A 15859-nucleotide genomic window follows, 5' to 3' on the forward strand; every position below is an offset into this window, starting at 1 on the left:
AACTTGAAAAAAATGGAGAATTAGTAATTGTAGTATGTTTTTATAAAGATTAAAGAACAGATATCCGAATTATACCAATGTATGAGTGTATTTGGGGGATAATATGAAAAAAATAGAAAAGAAATTTAACAATAAAATATTTAGAATAAATAATTTCAAAAGTATAGGTGAAGATATTTTAAAAATAATAAAAAGTATTTCATCTTATGGAGTCCCATCATATGCTGCAGAGACTTCTTTTTTTATTGTACTTTCATTTGCACCTGCATTGTTGTTTATAAGTTCTATTTTAAAATATGTTAGTTTCTTTAACAGAGAAATATTTATCTTAATTGATGAAACATTTCCGGATTATATTGCTATAAATGTGAAAAATATTTTGCATGAAATATTAGAGAAAAACGGTCAAATTCTTCCAATTTATGGATTACTAGCACTTTGGTCAGCAGGTAATGGAATAAAATGTATGATAAAAGGCCTAAACAGGATATATGGGGTAAAAGAAGAAAGAAATTGGTTGGCGCTTAGAATAGAAGGCGCAATATATACTTTTGTTTTTACAGTTGTGATATTATTTTTGGCAACGTTATCCTTTTTTAATGGAAAAATTAAAACAATAATAAAATGGTTTCCAAATGATATTGAATTTATAAGAGAAATTCATATGATAGCAGAAAATGCGAGTGTTGTTACAATTGTTTTGTTGATTATATTTTTTACAAGTCTATACACTTTTTTACCAAATAAAAAAGTAAAATGGGTAAAACAATTAAGAGGTGGAATTTTTTGTACATTAGGTTGGGAAATTTTTTCAATATTGTTATCTATATATGTTGAAAAATTTGGAGGATTCTCACTTTATGGAAGTCTTAATACTATTGCAATAGTTATGATTTGGTTATATGGAAGTATTTGCATTTTCTTTATTGGAGGAATAATAAACAATAAAAAACAGTATAAGTAATATTAGTAATCTATGTTCAAATTATATTTTAGAAAATTTATCTATATTTTTTATTTAAATTATCTTAACGATGTGTTATATTATTAACTGACTACATAATAATTGACTTGAGAAAGGACTAGAATGATGAAAAAAATTAAAAATTTTAAGTTACACAAATTTGTTTTAGGAGGATTTATGTTATTTTGCATGTGCTTGCTATTTAATCCTAGTACATTGTATGCGAAGAATCTAAATAAAACTAAGAAGACAGGACTTAAAAAAATTGAAGGACATGAAGTAAAAGAAAAAGTTGCTGAAAAAAGTAACAAGGGAGATTTGATTTGCGGTGAAAAAATAATTAAAAAGAGAGCTTATACTGCAAGTTATAATTGGAAAAAATATAGTGCAAGATATTATTACAATCAGTTAACCTCCGAAGAGAAAGATTTATATAACAAATTATATAATAGATGTATGGAATTATTGAGCAATTCTGATATTAATTGCAATGATACAGTTCAAGGAACTCCTGTAATTGGCAAAATCATATACAATAAGAAAGTGACACCGGCTGATTTAGATGAAGTTTTTAATGTTTTTGAGGCAGAGAATCCACAATTTTTTTTCTTAAGTACTCAGTATTGGTATGGAACGACTTCAGATAATGAAAAGTTCTTTTCGTTAACAATTTATCCAAGATATATTTCTGGAAAAAATAGAATTTCGGTTGCTAATCAATTAAAAAGTAAAGTTGAAAATTGGATAAAAACAGTAAACAAGAAAAAAACAACGATGCAAAAACTAAGAACTTTAGAAAACATTTTAGATAAGCAAACTCTCTATAAAAGTGGTGAGATTGATCAAAGTGTTGTAAGTGCAGTACTTGAGGGAAAAACCGTATGTGCAGGTTATTCAAAAACATTTACAATGATTTGTAATGCTATAGGAAATGAATCTGTTTGTGTTACTGGATCAGGACATGAATGGTCACGAGTAAAAATTGGAAATAAATGGTATAATGTTGATGCTACATGGGATGATGACGATTCATCTAACATAATGGGAATTGATTTCTTTTTAGTAAGTGATGCTAAAACAAAAGAAAATAATACGGCTCATGAATTATATTCAGTATGGAATGGTAGAGTAAAGGCTCCAACATCAAATGAAAACTATTTAGATGTTATCTTTGATATTTCATATTATAGAAACAATAATTGGGATTTGCAGGAAAAATTAGGATATTACGATGGCTCTTATTTAGATCATTTTATGGATGAAGGAATGGAAGAAGGAAGAAGAGCAAGTGCAACTTTTGATGTGAATTTCTATATGAATAATAATGATGATTTAAGAGTAAAATTTGTAAATAATTTACCTCTATACTATCAACATTATGCTGAAGTTGGAGTAAATGAGAAGCGTCAGGGTGCAAGTGAATACTACGAAAGATATGCATCATAATAATCTAAAATTCAATAATACAAAAAAGTTTTGAATTTATTTATTGTATAGATATAAAATCTTAAAAAAATCTTTTTGTTTTTTTAAAAAAATAATGATTGAAATCCACTTTTTTGGACACATAATAAAATATAATGTGTTTAGAAAGTCCAAGATAAGTATTAGAAAAAGTTACCAAGGGCTAAATTAAAGCATATTATATTTTTTAAGGAGGTATTCTATTATGAAAACATGGAAATTAGTAAGTGGTATTTTATCAATTATTTTATTTGTTATCGTTGCATTTCAATCATGTGCAGCAGGTATAGCAAATTCACTCGGTGATGGTAAAGATGCAGGAGGCGGAGCTGGAATTTTGGTTGCAGTACTTATGCTTGCGGGAGGTATAGTATCTATTGCAACTAGAAAATCAAAAGGAAAAGGTGGCAACATCGCGTTAATTATTATGTTTGGTATGGCAGCATTAATGGCATTTGGAGGCGCTACTGGAATGTTCAAAGATCTCATTGTTTGGGGAATATGGTGCTTTATCAATGCATTAATGGCAATAGTATCACTTTTAAAAAATAAACGTCAGATTTCAGATGATTTAAATATGAATGTTGATTTATTTGATGCAAAAAGAAATGAAAATTATTATAAAACAATTGATCAAGAAGTAAATCATAATGATGACAATAAATTTTAGAAAGAGTATACTAGAAGGCGTAACAAGGGAATATTTTGGATAAAGCGAATTAATTAGAAGGAGTGTACAGATGCCCAAAAGTGAAAACCAGAAACTTAAACTATTTAGATTACTAGAAATTTTTTGGAGGTATACAGATGAGAGTCATATGATAACGACTCCCGAGATAATTGCTAAACTTGAATCATATGAAATAATAGTTGAACGTAAAACGGTTTATGCCGATATCAGGGAACTTAATAAGCTTGGTGGATTCAAAATTAAAAAGAAAAAAAAAGGTGTTAATACATATTATTATATAAGTGATAAGATTTTTTCGATTTCTCAGCTTAAGATTTTAGTTGATGCAAGCCAAGCTTTTAAGTTCATACCAGAAGATACATCAGAAATGCTTATTAAAAAACTAGCATTGTTTTCAAGTAAGTATGAGAGTGATGGTCTGAAACATCAGGTGCGTTTAAGAGGACGTATTAAGACTAAGAACCATGTTGTTTTAGAAGTTATTGATACATTAAATGAGGCTATTACAAAGAAAAAAATAGTCAGATTTAAGTATTATAAATGGGGTTACGAGGATAATAAAATACAACTTAAAGAAAGACATGAGAATTTTGTTTATTCAATATCACCAAGGGCGTTAGTATATAACGATGAAAATTATTATTTTATTGGTATAGATGAAAAAATCAAAAAAGAAAAGTTTTTTAGGGTTGATAAGATGAAGGATATTGAACTCGTAGAAGATGAGAAAATGACTGGAGCAAATAAAACGGATACATATGATATCGTTGGATGTGTTAATTCAAATTTTGATATGTATGCTGCCAAAAAAGAAAATGTAAAAATTGAGTTTAAGGAAGATGTGTTAGGTGTCATAATTGATCGGTTCGGAACAGATATTAGAATAATTGATAAAGGTGACGGATGGTATGGCACAACACTTATGAATGTGGGTGTAGCTAACACATTTTTTGGCTGGTTTTTTATAATTGGAATGAGCGCTAAAATAGTAAGCCCTTCACATGTAAGAGATAAATATAGAGAATATTTGTTAGAACAATTAAATAATTATTAAAAATAAAGACTCAACATATCATGATTATGTAACGTTTCTAAGCGTTAGACCTCAGATCCAACGCTTAAAGGCCGGTATATTTAAATGATTATGTTGAGTCTTTTTTACATATCTGTATCTAATATTTGATTGTGTCTAGATTGTTTTATTTGTGTAGTGTTTCTAAATTTTTTTCCATCAAATATAATGGAAAAAATAACGAATATTATCAATACAAAAGGGTAAATCAAATATGGTATAAAATAAAAACTTGGAATTTTAGCAATGCTAGATGCAACTAGTAATTGCGCTCCGTATGGGATTATTCCTTGCATAATGCAAGAGCTCACATCTAAAAGAGAGGCTACCTTCGTAGATTCAACTCCGTACTCTTCTCCAATTTCCTTAGCGATGGGCGCTGATACTACAATAGCAACAGTATTGTTGGCTGTAGCGATATCCATAAAAGCAGTTAAAAAAGAAATTCCAAACATTCCACCTATTTTAGATTTTGCTCTTTTTTTAATAAAATTAAGAATTGCATCGAATCCACCATTATTACGAATTAGTGCTGTTACAGAAGCAACTAATATTGTAACAATCATAGTTTCAAACATGTTTGAGATACCATTTCCAATAGATGAAAGAGCAATAACATAATTTAAAGATCCAGTTAATACACCAACTAAACCAAATAGAAGGATACCAATACTTAGAACCACAAATACATTCATTCCAATAATAGATAGTAATAACACAATAAAATATGGTAAGGCTTGCCAAATATTAAATTTAAAGTTTCCAGCTAGATTGCTTTTATTCATAAAGGAATAAATAACTAGAATAAAAAAAGTGATAGTTGCAGCAGGAAGAGCAATTTTAATATTTGTTTTGAATTTATCTTTCATAGCGACACCCTGTGTTTTGGTGGCTGCTATTGTTGTGTCAGATATAAAGGATAAATTATCGCCAAACATTGATCCACCAATGACCGCTCCTACATATAATGCGAGGGACGATGAACCATTAGCTGCTATAGCAACTGCTATTGGAACTAAAACAGTAATTGATCCTACGCTTGTTCCCATAGCCATAGAGATTAAACAAGCAATAAAAAAAAGTCCAGGAACTTCAAAATTATTTGGGATTACATTAAGTAACATATTGGCTGTACTAGTTGCTCCACCAGCTGCAGATGCAATTCCGCTAAATGCACCAGCTAGAATAAAGATAAATAACATAGTGATGATATTGTCATCAGCAACACCCATAGCACAAATATGAATTTTGTCTTCAAAGGAATATTTACGGTTTTGGGCAAAAGCAACAGCTAAAGATATACTAAATGCTAGTACAACCGAAACTACATAAAAGCCCATTTGTCCCTTTATTGGATTAATGTATTCGAAATATATTCCATTTCCTAAATATAAAAATAAAAAAACGGCAATTGGCAATAAAGCCCATGGATTTGCGTTTCTTTTGTTTTTAGTAATCATTAAATCTTTCTCCTTAAAAATATGTGATAATAGTTTATTGATTTATTTATTTAAAGCATCAAAAGTGCCCTTCTATTTTATCAAAATAATTGCTATTTCACAACTAAAAAATATTTTTTTCAGAGGGTATTTTTTTATTTAAAATAGCTAATTAGAAAAAATTCCAGATAACAAAATAAACTGTTACCTGGACTTTTTTAACGGGGTTGTCTATTATTTTTGAAGAATGCTAATTATCACTTTTATTATTACTATCGTTATAATTATTAGTAATATTTGTTGCTGAAAGATTTTTTTCGGAAGTGCTTAAAGTATTCTTTATTATCAATTTCCTTTTTAGCATTTTGTGTCTAATTTCTATCCATGCTATTTCTAAGCCAACAAGCAGCATATATATGCAAACCTGAATAGCTTCGTTAGAATAATGTGTAATAGTGAATTTGAAGATTATTCCTGTTAAGAAAAACATAATAGAAAAAGATATCCAAAGCCAACCATGTGCATGGTTCCATTTAGAAACGTCAAGTAATTCGTCTTTTTTAGGTGGTATTTCATTAGAATTGATAGCGACTGGGTCGACGGAATGATATGATGCGACACCAATCAAAACGAATATCAAAGTACAAAAAGTGTAAATAGTAAAATAGATAATTGTTGCTGCCATTGTTTCTCCCTTCTGTGACTAATTAATAACTCCAATTTTATTATATATCAATTTATTTAATAAATCATCAAATTATGTAAGAAATTATAAAAAATGATTCTGTAGATTGACGCACTGGGGCGGGGTTGTTATTGATTAGAAGCTATGATTTTTATTGAAACTATTTCTCGTAAGGAATATAATAAAAAAGAATAGTGGAAGAGGAATTAAGTGGTGAACGTACAGATAAAAGTTCTATCAGAAGTATCCTCAGATTGTGGACTCAGTGAGTCCACAATCTAAGTTGCTGTCATGGACGCACTACAGAGTCCTGTTACAAGTAGAAGATACAGATGCCAGAGGATGCTTTTCTAAAAGAACCAATATTTGATGGAAAAACTTTCTGGGAATGCGAAAAGGAAATGGAATGGGTTGATTATTTTGGTATCAGTGAAGATATGAGCGTATTCAAGATAACAAAAGTTGAAGACTCTGCAATCAAGTCAGCATTAAAAAATGTTGAGATGATAGCTACGTCTGTTAGTAAAGAGATGTGCTTGTAATCAAATAAATGTAGAAACAGATGGAGAACTATATATGACATACGATGAACTATTAAAGATTTTTGAAAAAGGCGACGATTGTGATGAGACTGTATTTTACTTTAAAACCGATCCAAAACATAAAGAGCATTATCTTGGATTTATACCCAAATATGATAAGCCATATTGGATTGGATATTGTGATATAGAAGATGGTTGTGAATTTACAACTGCCAAAGAGATGTTTGAGGCAAAAGTATTTGATGGCAAATCCATAAAATCTCGATGGGATGAGGTTGTATTGTGTTCGATAAATGGAAGAAATGTAGAGGATTTTTTTTGAAAATGATTATATGACTTCTGGTCCACTGGACCAGAATTTTTTTTGTTATAAAGTACTAAAAAAAAATAGAAATAATCGCAAAAAATGTATAAAAGAGTTAAAATATATAATATAGATAATGAAAAATTTTAATAAAGGATAATTCTTACGAGAATAATAGGGAGAGGGTGTATTTATGGAGAAACAATTAATCATTACGATAGCTAGAGAGTTTGGTAGTGGAGGTCATGAGATTGGTAAAATACTAGCAGAAAGATTTCACATTACATTTTATGACAGGAACATTTTAGAGACAATGTTTGCGGGAAAAGAAAAAACACAAGAAGTATTGAAACAATATGAAGAAAAGCCGGCTAATATATTATTTAGTAGAAGAGTAAGAGGACATACTAATTCACTTGAAGAAAATTTAGCACAGATGCAATTTGATTTTATTAAGGAAAAAGCATTATCCGGGGAATCCTTTGTGATTATAGGACGCTGCGCCGAATCTGTTTTATATGATAATGAAAATGCGATAAAAGTGTTCATTATAGGAAATCAAAAAAATAAATTAGATAGGATTATGAAAAAATACAACTTAGATGAGAAAGAAGCTGATAGCAAAATAAAAAGACATGACCAAAGTAGAGCACGTTATCACAATAAATATTCTATTGAAAAATGGGGAGATGCTAAGGGTTATGATATTTGTTTAAATTCTAGTTACTTAGGAATTCAAAAAACAGCAGAAGTTATAGAAAATTACATAAAAATGAGAAATGAAGATAAGTAGAAAAATAGAGATTAAGTAGAAAAAAAGTAAATAAAAAAGATTAAGAGGGGACAAGATATGTTAACAATAGAACAAGTTATGGCACTTATCATTTTTGTTTGTATGTTTATCTTTATTATTTTTGACAAAATAGAAAGACAGTATGTTACTCTTTTTGCAGCTCTATTAACAATAATAGTAACATTTGGAATATGTATGAGAAGTCCGTCTGCGATTATGCGTGCATTAAATATACAACATTTCAATGAAGTGAGTTTTTGGTTTTCTAAAAAAGGGTCGGAATCGAAAATGTCTGGAATTAATTGGGAAACTATTATATTCATTACAGGAATGATGATAATGGTTGAAAAAATGGGAAAATCAGGTTTTTTTAAATGGTTATGCATGAAAATTGCAAAACTAGTAAAATATAAACCAATTTCACTTATGGTGTCTTTCATGATTATGTCTTTTGGCTTAGCAATGTTTATAGATAGTATTACAGTTATTTTATTTTTGGCGGCTGTAACGGTTGAACTTGCACAATTGTTAAAATTAGATCCAGTTCCTATGATTTTATCGGAAATATTTTGTGCAAATCTAGGTGGCTCAGCTACTATGTGTGGTGATCCACCTAACATAATTATAGGAACAACATTGCATTATTCATTTAAAGATTTTATAAAAAATACCGGAGTAATTGCACTTATGAGTTTAGTTGCGATAGTAATTTATTTTTTACTAGTTTATCGTAAGGAACTTGTTAATGAACAGGTTACGCAGGAAGATATCGAAGCAATGCCAGAGGCGAAAGAAGTAATTAATTCCCAAAAAGATTTTTTGGTAAGTTGTGTAATTTTTTTACTAGCAGTTATTTTATTGATTACACATGAACGTACAGGAGTAACAGTTGGTTTTATAGGAGTTTTTATAGCAATATTAACATTAATAACAGATTTGAAAGATTCATTAGATGTTTTAAAAAAAATAGATTATAAAACACTGTTATTTTTCATAGGATTATTCGTTGTAGTAAGTGGTTTAGAGGAAACAGGATTATTAAAGTTGCTGGCAAAACAGATAGAAGAGGTTAGTGGAGGAAATACTATAGTTATTGTGGCTATAATAATTTGGGTGTCAGGAATTGCTAGTGCAGTTGTAGATAATATTCCTTTTGCGGCAACAATGCTCCCAGTTATTCGTTCATTAGCAGTCGCATCCGGGGTGGATTTGGCAGTTCTCGTGTGGGCATTAGCTTTAGGAACAGATGTTGGAGGCTCAGCCACTCCTATTGGTGCATCAGCTAATGTAGTTGGAACATCTGTAGCTATAAAAAACGGTTATATAATTACGTGGGGAAAGTATTGTAAAACCTCTATTCCGGCAACTGTAATTGTAATGTTTATTTCCATGGGAATGATTATTATTAGATATTGTTTATAAAGAAGACTTGACATAATGCTTTGAGTTATTCAGCCTATTGATAGTTAGCTGATACTAATATAGTGTAAATCATTTTTTGACTTCCTTTCCTCAGTTTAGCACACCATTAAATGGGGAAGGGAGTCATAACAAAAAGTAGCTGAAAGGATGTTTTTTTATAGTGTATATATCTAATTAGTAGTATCTTGAAATAATTTTTGTTATAGGGTAGTATAAATAACGAGTTACACTAAGATATTGGTGGCAATGTGTTAAAAATATAACTTTGAAAAATTGGCTGAACTAAAAAGGAGGACATCGGTGATGGACAATTTAGGTGAAATAATAAGACAAGCTAGAAAAGAACAATCTGTTAGTTTTGCTAAAATAGCAAAGGGTATTTGTGATAGAAGAATGCTAGCAAAGTATGAAAATTTGGAATGTTATCCAACAAAGATGGTTGGGATAGCTTTGTTACAAAGGTTAGGAGTAGATACGCTTGAAACTGAAATTATATATGGAGCAGATGAAAAATATTGTTATGAAAGTAGGTTGGTTAGACAGTTAAATGAATTAAAAAAAATAAATAGGGCTGAAGAATGTAGTAACAATGTCTTAAATGATTTATTTAAGATTTCTAAAGAAAAAACGATAGAGGAGTGCTGGAAAAATTTAGATAATGAATTATTCACAGATGTAGAATTAAAAATAATAATACTCTACATTAGCAATAGTATTGACTTGACAAAAATATCAGAAAACAATATTAATTCTCTTATAAAGAAGCTAGAAAGTATAATTGAGAGAAAAAGGATTACCAAAAATCAGGTAATTATGTGTGTAGATTATCTAATAGAAATATACCAATATATATTTGAAAAAAATCATGAAAAAAAAGTGATAAAGAATTTAAAAAAAATTCAAGGATGCATTTCGAAGAAAGATATTTTTTATCTAAAATTGGATATGTATATAAAAAAATTCAAACTTGAATTTAGTGAAAATCAGCAATCTTTAAAAAAAATAGAAATATGCGAGGTTATGAGGGAAATAGAAAATGCCGGAATATAATAAAAGTGAATTTATAAAAAGAGAAAGAAACTATGTTAAAGTATCTCAAAAAAAATTGGCTGATGGAATTTGTGAAATTGAAACAATTTCAAGATATGAAACAGGAAAAGTCATACCGTCAGATACAAAATTTTTTGAAATTATGAGAAAACTTGGAAAAGACGTAAGGCGGTTTTACATTCCAAATGGAGGGAATGAATTTATAAATATGAGAGTCCAAAAAATAAATGATAGTATTTATTTAGAAAACTTAGATTATGTAAAAAAAAATATGGAAGAATTTTCAAAGAAGTCAGAATTTACAATAGATGAGTTACAAATGATTGAAAGATGTAAGTCATTTATTGAATATGAGACAAATGAAATAAACCTTAAAGAGTACGCCAGTAGACTTGAAAAAATTATTCAGCTATCATCACCAAATTATTTTTTTGGGAAAAAACTCGAAGTAAAATATCATTCGAAAATAGAAATATATTTATTAGATGATCTTGCTAGAATAATGTATGAATTAAGAGATTATGAAAACACAAAGCAATTAATTATAGATTTGGATGACTATTATAAGTGTGGATTCCTTCAAAATGAAAGAAGAAATATGTGCTTGAGTTTCCATTTGAGAGGAAAACTTTTTAGAAAATTACGTGAATATGAAATGAGTGAATCTGTTTTGCGTAAGGGGATTACAATGTGTAATGAAATATATAGAGATGATTATTTGCATTATTTTATGGCTGAATTGGGTAAGTTATATTGTGAAATGGGGAAAGAAAATAGTGAAGTTCTTACGTGTAAAGGAAAACTTTATGAGAAAATTGCAGAATTTTTAAAAAGAGAATATTGTTAATTCTTGGGCTTAAGTCAATAAAGTGGACACCGAAAGTGCAACTCTACGCCGCACCTTCTGCGAGCTCTGTAACTGATTTGCCAGACAAGTACAAATCTATGATTTGTCGTTTGAACTCTTCAGAGTATCGTTTGCCATTGTGGATCATTGTGAAACACATCTTTTCTTTATTAAATATTTTAATGTGTCGCACTTCTTGTGTCCACTAAAACATACTAACAGCATCTTTTATTGTACAAAGTCAAAAAATTAAGAAACTAGAATAATGATTCTCTTCTAAAAAGAGTAATATACATGCCTTTTGAAAACTAAAAAAAAACAAAAATGTACATAATAAGTCATTGTAAATTCTATTATTTAGTGTTTTAATAAATTATATTAATTAAATAAGGAGGGTTATCAAATGAGAGGAAAGAGTTTAAAAAAATTAATTTTAGCAGGAGCAATTACAACAGCTTTATGCGGAACAAATGTTTTGGCGGCAGGTTATACAGGATACGTTTTACCACCAAGACAGGGAAATAATTATACGTCAGCACATACAAAAAAGACAGGTGCTAACTATATTACAAACCATGTTTATAATTTAGAAAACACAGATACTGTAACATTTTGGGCTGCAAATAGAACACATAAACAGATATCGGCTGATTATAAACAAAAAAAGGGTAGTACAGTAAATATACAATTTACAACAAGTGGTTATGCAAAAAAGGGTACACAAGTGGTTTTAGGAATGGAAAATTCACATTATTATTTGAAAGAGAATGCATTTGTTGCAGGAGATGTGAATTATAGATAAAAAATGTGTTACAAAATGTTTGGGTAGGCGACATATTGTTGCCTACCTTTTGAAAGGCGTATTAAAAAATGAAAACTTTAAAATTTCATATAAAAAATCAAATAAATCAAAGGGAATTTAAAATAAGTGTAGCATTATTGTATGCTTTAGTTATTCTTGCTTTTCTGCAAGCATGCATGGTAAATTATAAGTTTCCATATGTTATGGTTAGAAATTCAGCAGAAAATTCGTTAATAATTGGAATAAGTTCTAGAGTGGCTAAAATGATGTTTGTACCAGTTATACCATTGATTGCAACAACAATGTGTGCTGGATGTAGAAAAAACTCGGATTTAAACGGTAATGGACTTTTTTCGTTATTAAGGATGAACAAAAGAAAATATATAACAGGAAATGCAGCAGCGGTTGTTTTAATTACTATAATAACAGTTTTTGCTGCATTATTAATTAATCAAGTGCTATGTTGTATAGCTTTTCCAATGAATTATAGTAGCAATTCATATGGTTTCGCAAGATATAGGCTTCTGCAAACTGATTATTCGAATTATTTATTTTGGTTTTGGTATGTGCAAAATCCATATATATATAACATATTTTATATGATAATTATCAGTTTGTTATCTGGAGGGTTCGCTTTATTATCGTATGGTTTATGCATGTTACCATGTACAAGAAAATTGAAGGGCGCTCATGTTTCGGTACTTTCATATGGTTTAATAATGGTGGTATCTATATTAGGACAAGTTTTGAAAGTAAAATCAATTAATATTTTTTTGCTTTTAGAAGAAGGACATATTGCTAGTTTAAGTGACGGCATTATTTTGCTGGTGATATTATATGCAGCAGGAATTTTTATGACAGAAATAGGGGCAAAATATTATGGGAAAATTTAAAAAAACTAATTTATTATGGGTATTAACTGTTTGCATTGAAGTTATGTTATTGATTTTAGAATTTAAATATATTAGAAGAAATTCAAAAAAAATGACATGTATTATTTTTATGCAAGTATATAATCAATTGATGATTTGTTCAGTTTTATTGCCTTTATATGCTATTCTGATATGCATAAATATCAAAAATAATATGTATTTTTCAAAGTTATTAAATTACGGAAATAGATCTAGGTGGATTTCAAATATTTATAAAGAGAATCTTATTGTGACTATAAAATATATACTATTATTGCTTGTGCCTTATAGCATATTGTCATTTGTAGGATGCATAAAATATAGAAGTATAATAGATGTGATATATATTATATTTACAATTATTTCATATATTGTAGCTTTTTATGCATTGAGTTTTGTTATTATAGCAATAAAACTTAAATTTAATAATGATATTTTAGCTATAATATCCATAATTTTGATATGTATTCTTCCATTTAGTATTATCGATAGAATTATATTAAGTGATATATCGATTTTTTTAAATGCAGGAAATTTTTTTGTTAATTATCGTTATATATGGGTATATCATGAAATAGCTATTGTCATTATGTTAATAGTCACTTTTTTGCTATTTAAGGGGACTACATATTTGACTAAAAAATTAGATCTGTTATGGAGAGATAAGGAATAATGAATACGAAGATAAATAAGCAATTTTTGGGTAGAATTTTTTTGTTGGCAGTTATGAATGTCCTTTTTTCAGGATATTTATTTTCAGATTTAAATTCATTCAAAAATGATAGAATAATACACTTTTTATTTGGATCAATCAGTGTAGAATGCAGTTCTAATATAATCCTTGTGATGTTTAAAGTTATTCCTATAATTTTATTTCTTTCATGGGTTGTAAATAAATATATAAGTGAGTTAAAAGACAATTTTTTATATATTTTTTTAAGGACTAATAATCGAGAATTGTGTTTGAAAAAAAATATGGTAAAGATATTTATCAGTATTTTTTTGTATGAAATATTTGTTATGCTTATTATGCTGATTTTTTTTATAGCACCTAGAGAGAGTAAAGAAATATCTGTAATTAATCTTGTGGTGTTATTGATTATTAATACACTTCAGTTATTTATGTTAGCGATGATTTCAAATATGCTAGTATTATTCAAATCAGAAGTTGTTTGCAATTTAGGAAATATAATATTAACAACGGCACCTTTAGTTATAGTTGGAGCATTGTATGAAGAAAGAAAACAATGGATTATTTTTGCAAAATGGTTTCCGTTAAATTTAGGTAATTACGTTTACTTAAATTCTATGAAAGAAAATATTATCAGCATCTTGCTGATGATTGTAATTAATTTTGTATTGTATTATGCGACGGCTTACAGACTGAAGAAATATGAGCTTTTAGAGTAGTAGGAGAAAAAAATGAAGATTAAAGTAGAAAATATAGAAAAACAGATTAAAGGTAATGAAGTTTTAAAAAATGTATCGTTTGAGTTTGAATGTGGAAAAGTCTACGGAATATACGGACGAAATGGCTCAGGAAAGACCATGCTTATGAGAAGTATATTAGGATTGATAAATTTAGACTCAGGAAAAATTATGATAGATGAAGACGAAATTGGAAAGGATATTGATTTTCCACAAAGTGTTGGGGCAATGATTGAAAATCCTGGTTTTTTCCCATACTCAACAGGATATGAAAATCTAAAGTTGCTTGCAGAAATAAAAAATATTATTGGCGAACAAGAAATCCGTGAAATGATTAACAAGGTAGGGTTAGATGACAAGGATAAAAGAACTGTATCAAAATATTCACTAGGAATGAGACAAAGGTTAGCGATAGCTCAGGCTGTTATGGAAAAACCAAAGTTACTTGTTTTAGATGAGCCTACCAATGCGTTGGATGAAGAAGGCGTCGAAATGTTTAGAAAAATAATAAAAGAAGAGGTAAAAAGAGACGCTTTAATAATTATTTCTAGTCATAACAAAGAAGATATTGATATTCTTTCTGATGTGAAAATTAAAATGGAATCAGGAAAAATAGTCGATGTTGTTGAGAATGATTCGAAAGGAGAATAGTAATGGCACGGGGAACTAAAAGATTTTTTGGAATTATTGCTATTATAATAGTTCTTTTGATGATAGTAGGTGTAGTTGTTAGAAATAGTTATACTGGATTTAAAAATATAAAGGAATTATCAAAAGTTAAGAATATTAACGAGTTTAGAATGTCATGCGGAGATATTGATGAAGAATTATTAAACTCTAATGTGAAAACAATAGACGATGTAGCTAACAAATCAGATTTGATAGTTAAGGTTAAGATAAGTGATGAAAAGATTATAGAAGATGCTGATATAAAAACAAAAGTAAAAGTAGAGAAAATCATAAAATCAGATGGAAGGAATATTAAAAAAGGTGATGATATTTATATTTATGAAATGATTAATTTATCTATGGTAGATGATAGTATTATGACAAATGCCAAATATAATTATTTAGACACTGGCAAGGAATATTATTTATGCTTAAATAGTCTAAAAACTATAAAAGGTTACAAAAAATCAGAAGAAGAAAAGAAGACTTATATGTATAGTACGAATTATTATTCAGTATATTCTGCCTCAAAAGAACAAAAAGTCGTTAAATTGAGTAAGAAAAAAATATATAATGTGGAATATAAATATAGGGATTTAAAAGATCAAGTTATACTTACTTCAGATAAGAATGTAGTTGATGATTACAATAAAATGAGTGAGAGTTTCGCGCAAAAATATATGGATTAACGTATGATTACGATAAATGTGATTGAGTAAAGTAAAAGCCCATGTGGTAGCTTCTTATACATGTGAAAAACATAGTTGAAAGTAGCA

The 15859-nt window shown here is 28.6% G+C and carries 18 protein-coding genes; 16 read left to right on the top strand and 2 right to left on the bottom strand.

Annotated features, from left to right (window positions below; genetic code table 11):
* The first annotated feature begins 103 nt into the window (after positions 1–103).
* The 4 genes from BMY79_RS05340 to BMY79_RS05355 all read left to right on the top strand — a co-directional run bounded on the left by BMY79_RS05340 (position 104) and on the right by BMY79_RS05355 (position 4173).
* Positions 104–964, top strand: a complete 861-nt coding sequence (locus tag BMY79_RS05340) for a YihY/virulence factor BrkB family protein (RefSeq protein ID WP_074730526.1) — start codon at positions 104–106, stop codon at positions 962–964.
* A 177-nt stretch (positions 965–1141) separates the two neighbouring features.
* On the top strand, positions 1142–2410 hold the full coding sequence (locus BMY79_RS05345; RefSeq protein WP_143065818.1) for a transglutaminase domain-containing protein: 1269 nt from the start codon (positions 1142–1144) through the stop codon (positions 2408–2410).
* Positions 2411–2633: 223 nt separating this feature from the next.
* Positions 2634–3098, top strand: coding sequence for a hypothetical protein (locus BMY79_RS05350; RefSeq protein WP_022750026.1), 465 nt, complete (start codon positions 2634–2636; stop codon positions 3096–3098).
* A 70-nt stretch (positions 3099–3168) separates the two neighbouring features.
* Complete coding sequence (locus BMY79_RS05355) at positions 3169–4173, top strand: helix-turn-helix transcriptional regulator (protein WP_074730528.1); 1005 nt, start codon at positions 3169–3171, stop codon at positions 4171–4173.
* Between the two features lie 104 nt (positions 4174–4277).
* Here the strand turns inward: BMY79_RS05355 and BMY79_RS05360 are convergent, their stop codons facing one another.
* Together BMY79_RS05360 and BMY79_RS05365 are read right to left on the bottom strand one after the other, a co-directional pair.
* The gene (locus BMY79_RS05360; protein WP_083383476.1) at positions 4278–5651 is read right to left on the bottom strand and encodes a Na+/H+ antiporter NhaC family protein; all 1374 of its coding nucleotides are present in this window, start codon (positions 5649–5651) and stop codon (positions 4278–4280) included.
* A 229-nt stretch (positions 5652–5880) separates the two neighbouring features.
* The gene (locus BMY79_RS05365) at positions 5881–6315 is read right to left on the bottom strand and encodes a hypothetical protein (protein WP_022750030.1); all 435 of its coding nucleotides are present in this window, start codon (positions 6313–6315) and stop codon (positions 5881–5883) included.
* 332 nt (positions 6316–6647) lie between these two features.
* Between BMY79_RS05365 and BMY79_RS05370 the strand changes: the two genes are divergently transcribed.
* The 12 genes from BMY79_RS05370 to BMY79_RS05425 all read left to right on the top strand — a co-directional run bounded on the left by BMY79_RS05370 (position 6648) and on the right by BMY79_RS05425 (position 15772).
* Complete coding sequence (locus BMY79_RS05370) at positions 6648–6857, top strand: hypothetical protein (protein ID WP_074730530.1); 210 nt, start codon at positions 6648–6650, stop codon at positions 6855–6857.
* A gap of 34 nt (positions 6858–6891) precedes the next feature.
* On the top strand, positions 6892–7179 hold the full coding sequence (locus BMY79_RS05375; RefSeq protein ID WP_074730531.1) for a hypothetical protein: 288 nt from the start codon (positions 6892–6894) through the stop codon (positions 7177–7179).
* 175 nt (positions 7180–7354) lie between these two features.
* The gene (locus BMY79_RS05380) at positions 7355–7954 is read left to right on the top strand and encodes a cytidylate kinase-like family protein (RefSeq protein WP_074730532.1); all 600 of its coding nucleotides are present in this window, start codon (positions 7355–7357) and stop codon (positions 7952–7954) included.
* Positions 7955–8011: 57 nt separating this feature from the next.
* Positions 8012–9376 (top strand): ArsB/NhaD family transporter, encoded by a 1365-nt coding sequence (locus tag BMY79_RS05385; protein WP_074730533.1) that lies wholly within the window; start codon positions 8012–8014, stop codon positions 9374–9376.
* A 303-nt stretch (positions 9377–9679) separates the two neighbouring features.
* Positions 9680–10426 carry a hypothetical protein gene (locus BMY79_RS05390; RefSeq protein ID WP_074718399.1) on the top strand — a complete coding sequence of 249 codons (747 nt, stop codon included), beginning with the start codon at positions 9680–9682 and terminating at the stop codon, positions 10424–10426.
* Complete coding sequence (locus BMY79_RS05395; RefSeq protein WP_074730534.1) at positions 10413–11273, top strand: helix-turn-helix domain-containing protein; 861 nt, start codon at positions 10413–10415, stop codon at positions 11271–11273. Before BMY79_RS05390 ends, BMY79_RS05395 begins: the two co-directional genes overlap by 14 nt.
* A gap of 403 nt (positions 11274–11676) precedes the next feature.
* On the top strand, positions 11677–12075 hold the full coding sequence (locus BMY79_RS05400; RefSeq protein WP_074730535.1) for a hypothetical protein: 399 nt from the start codon (positions 11677–11679) through the stop codon (positions 12073–12075).
* Positions 12076–12143: 68 nt separating this feature from the next.
* Positions 12144–12968, top strand: coding sequence for a hypothetical protein (locus tag BMY79_RS05405; protein WP_074730536.1), 825 nt, complete (start codon positions 12144–12146; stop codon positions 12966–12968).
* The gene (locus BMY79_RS05410; protein ID WP_074730537.1) at positions 12955–13659 is read left to right on the top strand and encodes a hypothetical protein; all 705 of its coding nucleotides are present in this window, start codon (positions 12955–12957) and stop codon (positions 13657–13659) included. The genes BMY79_RS05405 and BMY79_RS05410 overlap by 14 nt, the downstream gene beginning before the upstream one ends.
* A complete protein-coding gene (locus BMY79_RS05415) occupies positions 13659–14396 on the top strand; it encodes a DUF2705 family protein (RefSeq protein WP_027422019.1) in 738 nt (245 codons plus the stop codon). Before BMY79_RS05410 ends, BMY79_RS05415 begins: the two co-directional genes overlap by 1 nt.
* Positions 14397–14408: 12 nt before the next feature.
* Positions 14409–15065, top strand: coding sequence for an ABC transporter ATP-binding protein (locus BMY79_RS05420; RefSeq protein ID WP_074730538.1), 657 nt, complete (start codon positions 14409–14411; stop codon positions 15063–15065).
* A 2-nt stretch (positions 15066–15067) separates the two neighbouring features.
* On the top strand, positions 15068–15772 hold the full coding sequence (locus BMY79_RS05425) for a hypothetical protein (RefSeq protein ID WP_074730539.1): 705 nt from the start codon (positions 15068–15070) through the stop codon (positions 15770–15772).
* Positions 15773–15859 lie beyond the last annotated feature (87 nt).

This window comes from Lachnobacterium bovis (genome assembly GCF_900111325.1).
In the GTDB taxonomy this organism is placed as follows: domain Bacteria; phylum Bacillota; class Clostridia; order Lachnospirales; family Lachnospiraceae; genus Roseburia; species Roseburia bovis_A.

Excerpts from the sequence above, each read along its gene's own strand:
- BMY79_RS05340 (WP_074730526.1), top strand. The coding sequence starts at position 104 with ATGAAAAAAATAGAAAAGAAATTTAACAATAAAATATTTAGAATAAAT.
- BMY79_RS05345 (WP_143065818.1), top strand. The coding sequence starts at position 1,142 with ATGTTATTTTGCATGTGCTTGCTATTTAATCCTAGTACATTGTATGCG.
- BMY79_RS05350 (WP_022750026.1), top strand. The coding sequence starts at position 2,634 with ATGAAAACATGGAAATTAGTAAGTGGTATTTTATCAATTATTTTATTT.
- BMY79_RS05355 (WP_074730528.1), top strand. The coding sequence starts at position 3,169 with ATGCCCAAAAGTGAAAACCAGAAACTTAAACTATTTAGATTACTAGAA.
- BMY79_RS05360 (WP_083383476.1), bottom strand. The coding sequence starts at position 5,651 with ATGATTACTAAAAACAAAAGAAACGCAAATCCATGGGCTTTATTGCCA.
- BMY79_RS05365 (WP_022750030.1), bottom strand. The coding sequence starts at position 6,315 with ATGGCAGCAACAATTATCTATTTTACTATTTACACTTTTTGTACTTTG.
- BMY79_RS05370 (WP_074730530.1), top strand. The coding sequence starts at position 6,648 with ATGCCAGAGGATGCTTTTCTAAAAGAACCAATATTTGATGGAAAAACT.
- BMY79_RS05375 (WP_074730531.1), top strand. The coding sequence starts at position 6,892 with ATGACATACGATGAACTATTAAAGATTTTTGAAAAAGGCGACGATTGT.
- BMY79_RS05380 (WP_074730532.1), top strand. The coding sequence starts at position 7,355 with ATGGAGAAACAATTAATCATTACGATAGCTAGAGAGTTTGGTAGTGGA.
- BMY79_RS05385 (WP_074730533.1), top strand. The coding sequence starts at position 8,012 with ATGTTAACAATAGAACAAGTTATGGCACTTATCATTTTTGTTTGTATG.
- BMY79_RS05390 (WP_074718399.1), top strand. The coding sequence starts at position 9,680 with ATGGACAATTTAGGTGAAATAATAAGACAAGCTAGAAAAGAACAATCT.
- BMY79_RS05395 (WP_074730534.1), top strand. The coding sequence starts at position 10,413 with ATGCCGGAATATAATAAAAGTGAATTTATAAAAAGAGAAAGAAACTAT.
- BMY79_RS05400 (WP_074730535.1), top strand. The coding sequence starts at position 11,677 with ATGAGAGGAAAGAGTTTAAAAAAATTAATTTTAGCAGGAGCAATTACA.
- BMY79_RS05405 (WP_074730536.1), top strand. The coding sequence starts at position 12,144 with ATGAAAACTTTAAAATTTCATATAAAAAATCAAATAAATCAAAGGGAA.
- BMY79_RS05410 (WP_074730537.1), top strand. The coding sequence starts at position 12,955 with ATGGGAAAATTTAAAAAAACTAATTTATTATGGGTATTAACTGTTTGC.
- BMY79_RS05415 (WP_027422019.1), top strand. The coding sequence starts at position 13,659 with ATGAATACGAAGATAAATAAGCAATTTTTGGGTAGAATTTTTTTGTTG.
- BMY79_RS05420 (WP_074730538.1), top strand. The coding sequence starts at position 14,409 with ATGAAGATTAAAGTAGAAAATATAGAAAAACAGATTAAAGGTAATGAA.
- BMY79_RS05425 (WP_074730539.1), top strand. The coding sequence starts at position 15,068 with ATGGCACGGGGAACTAAAAGATTTTTTGGAATTATTGCTATTATAATA.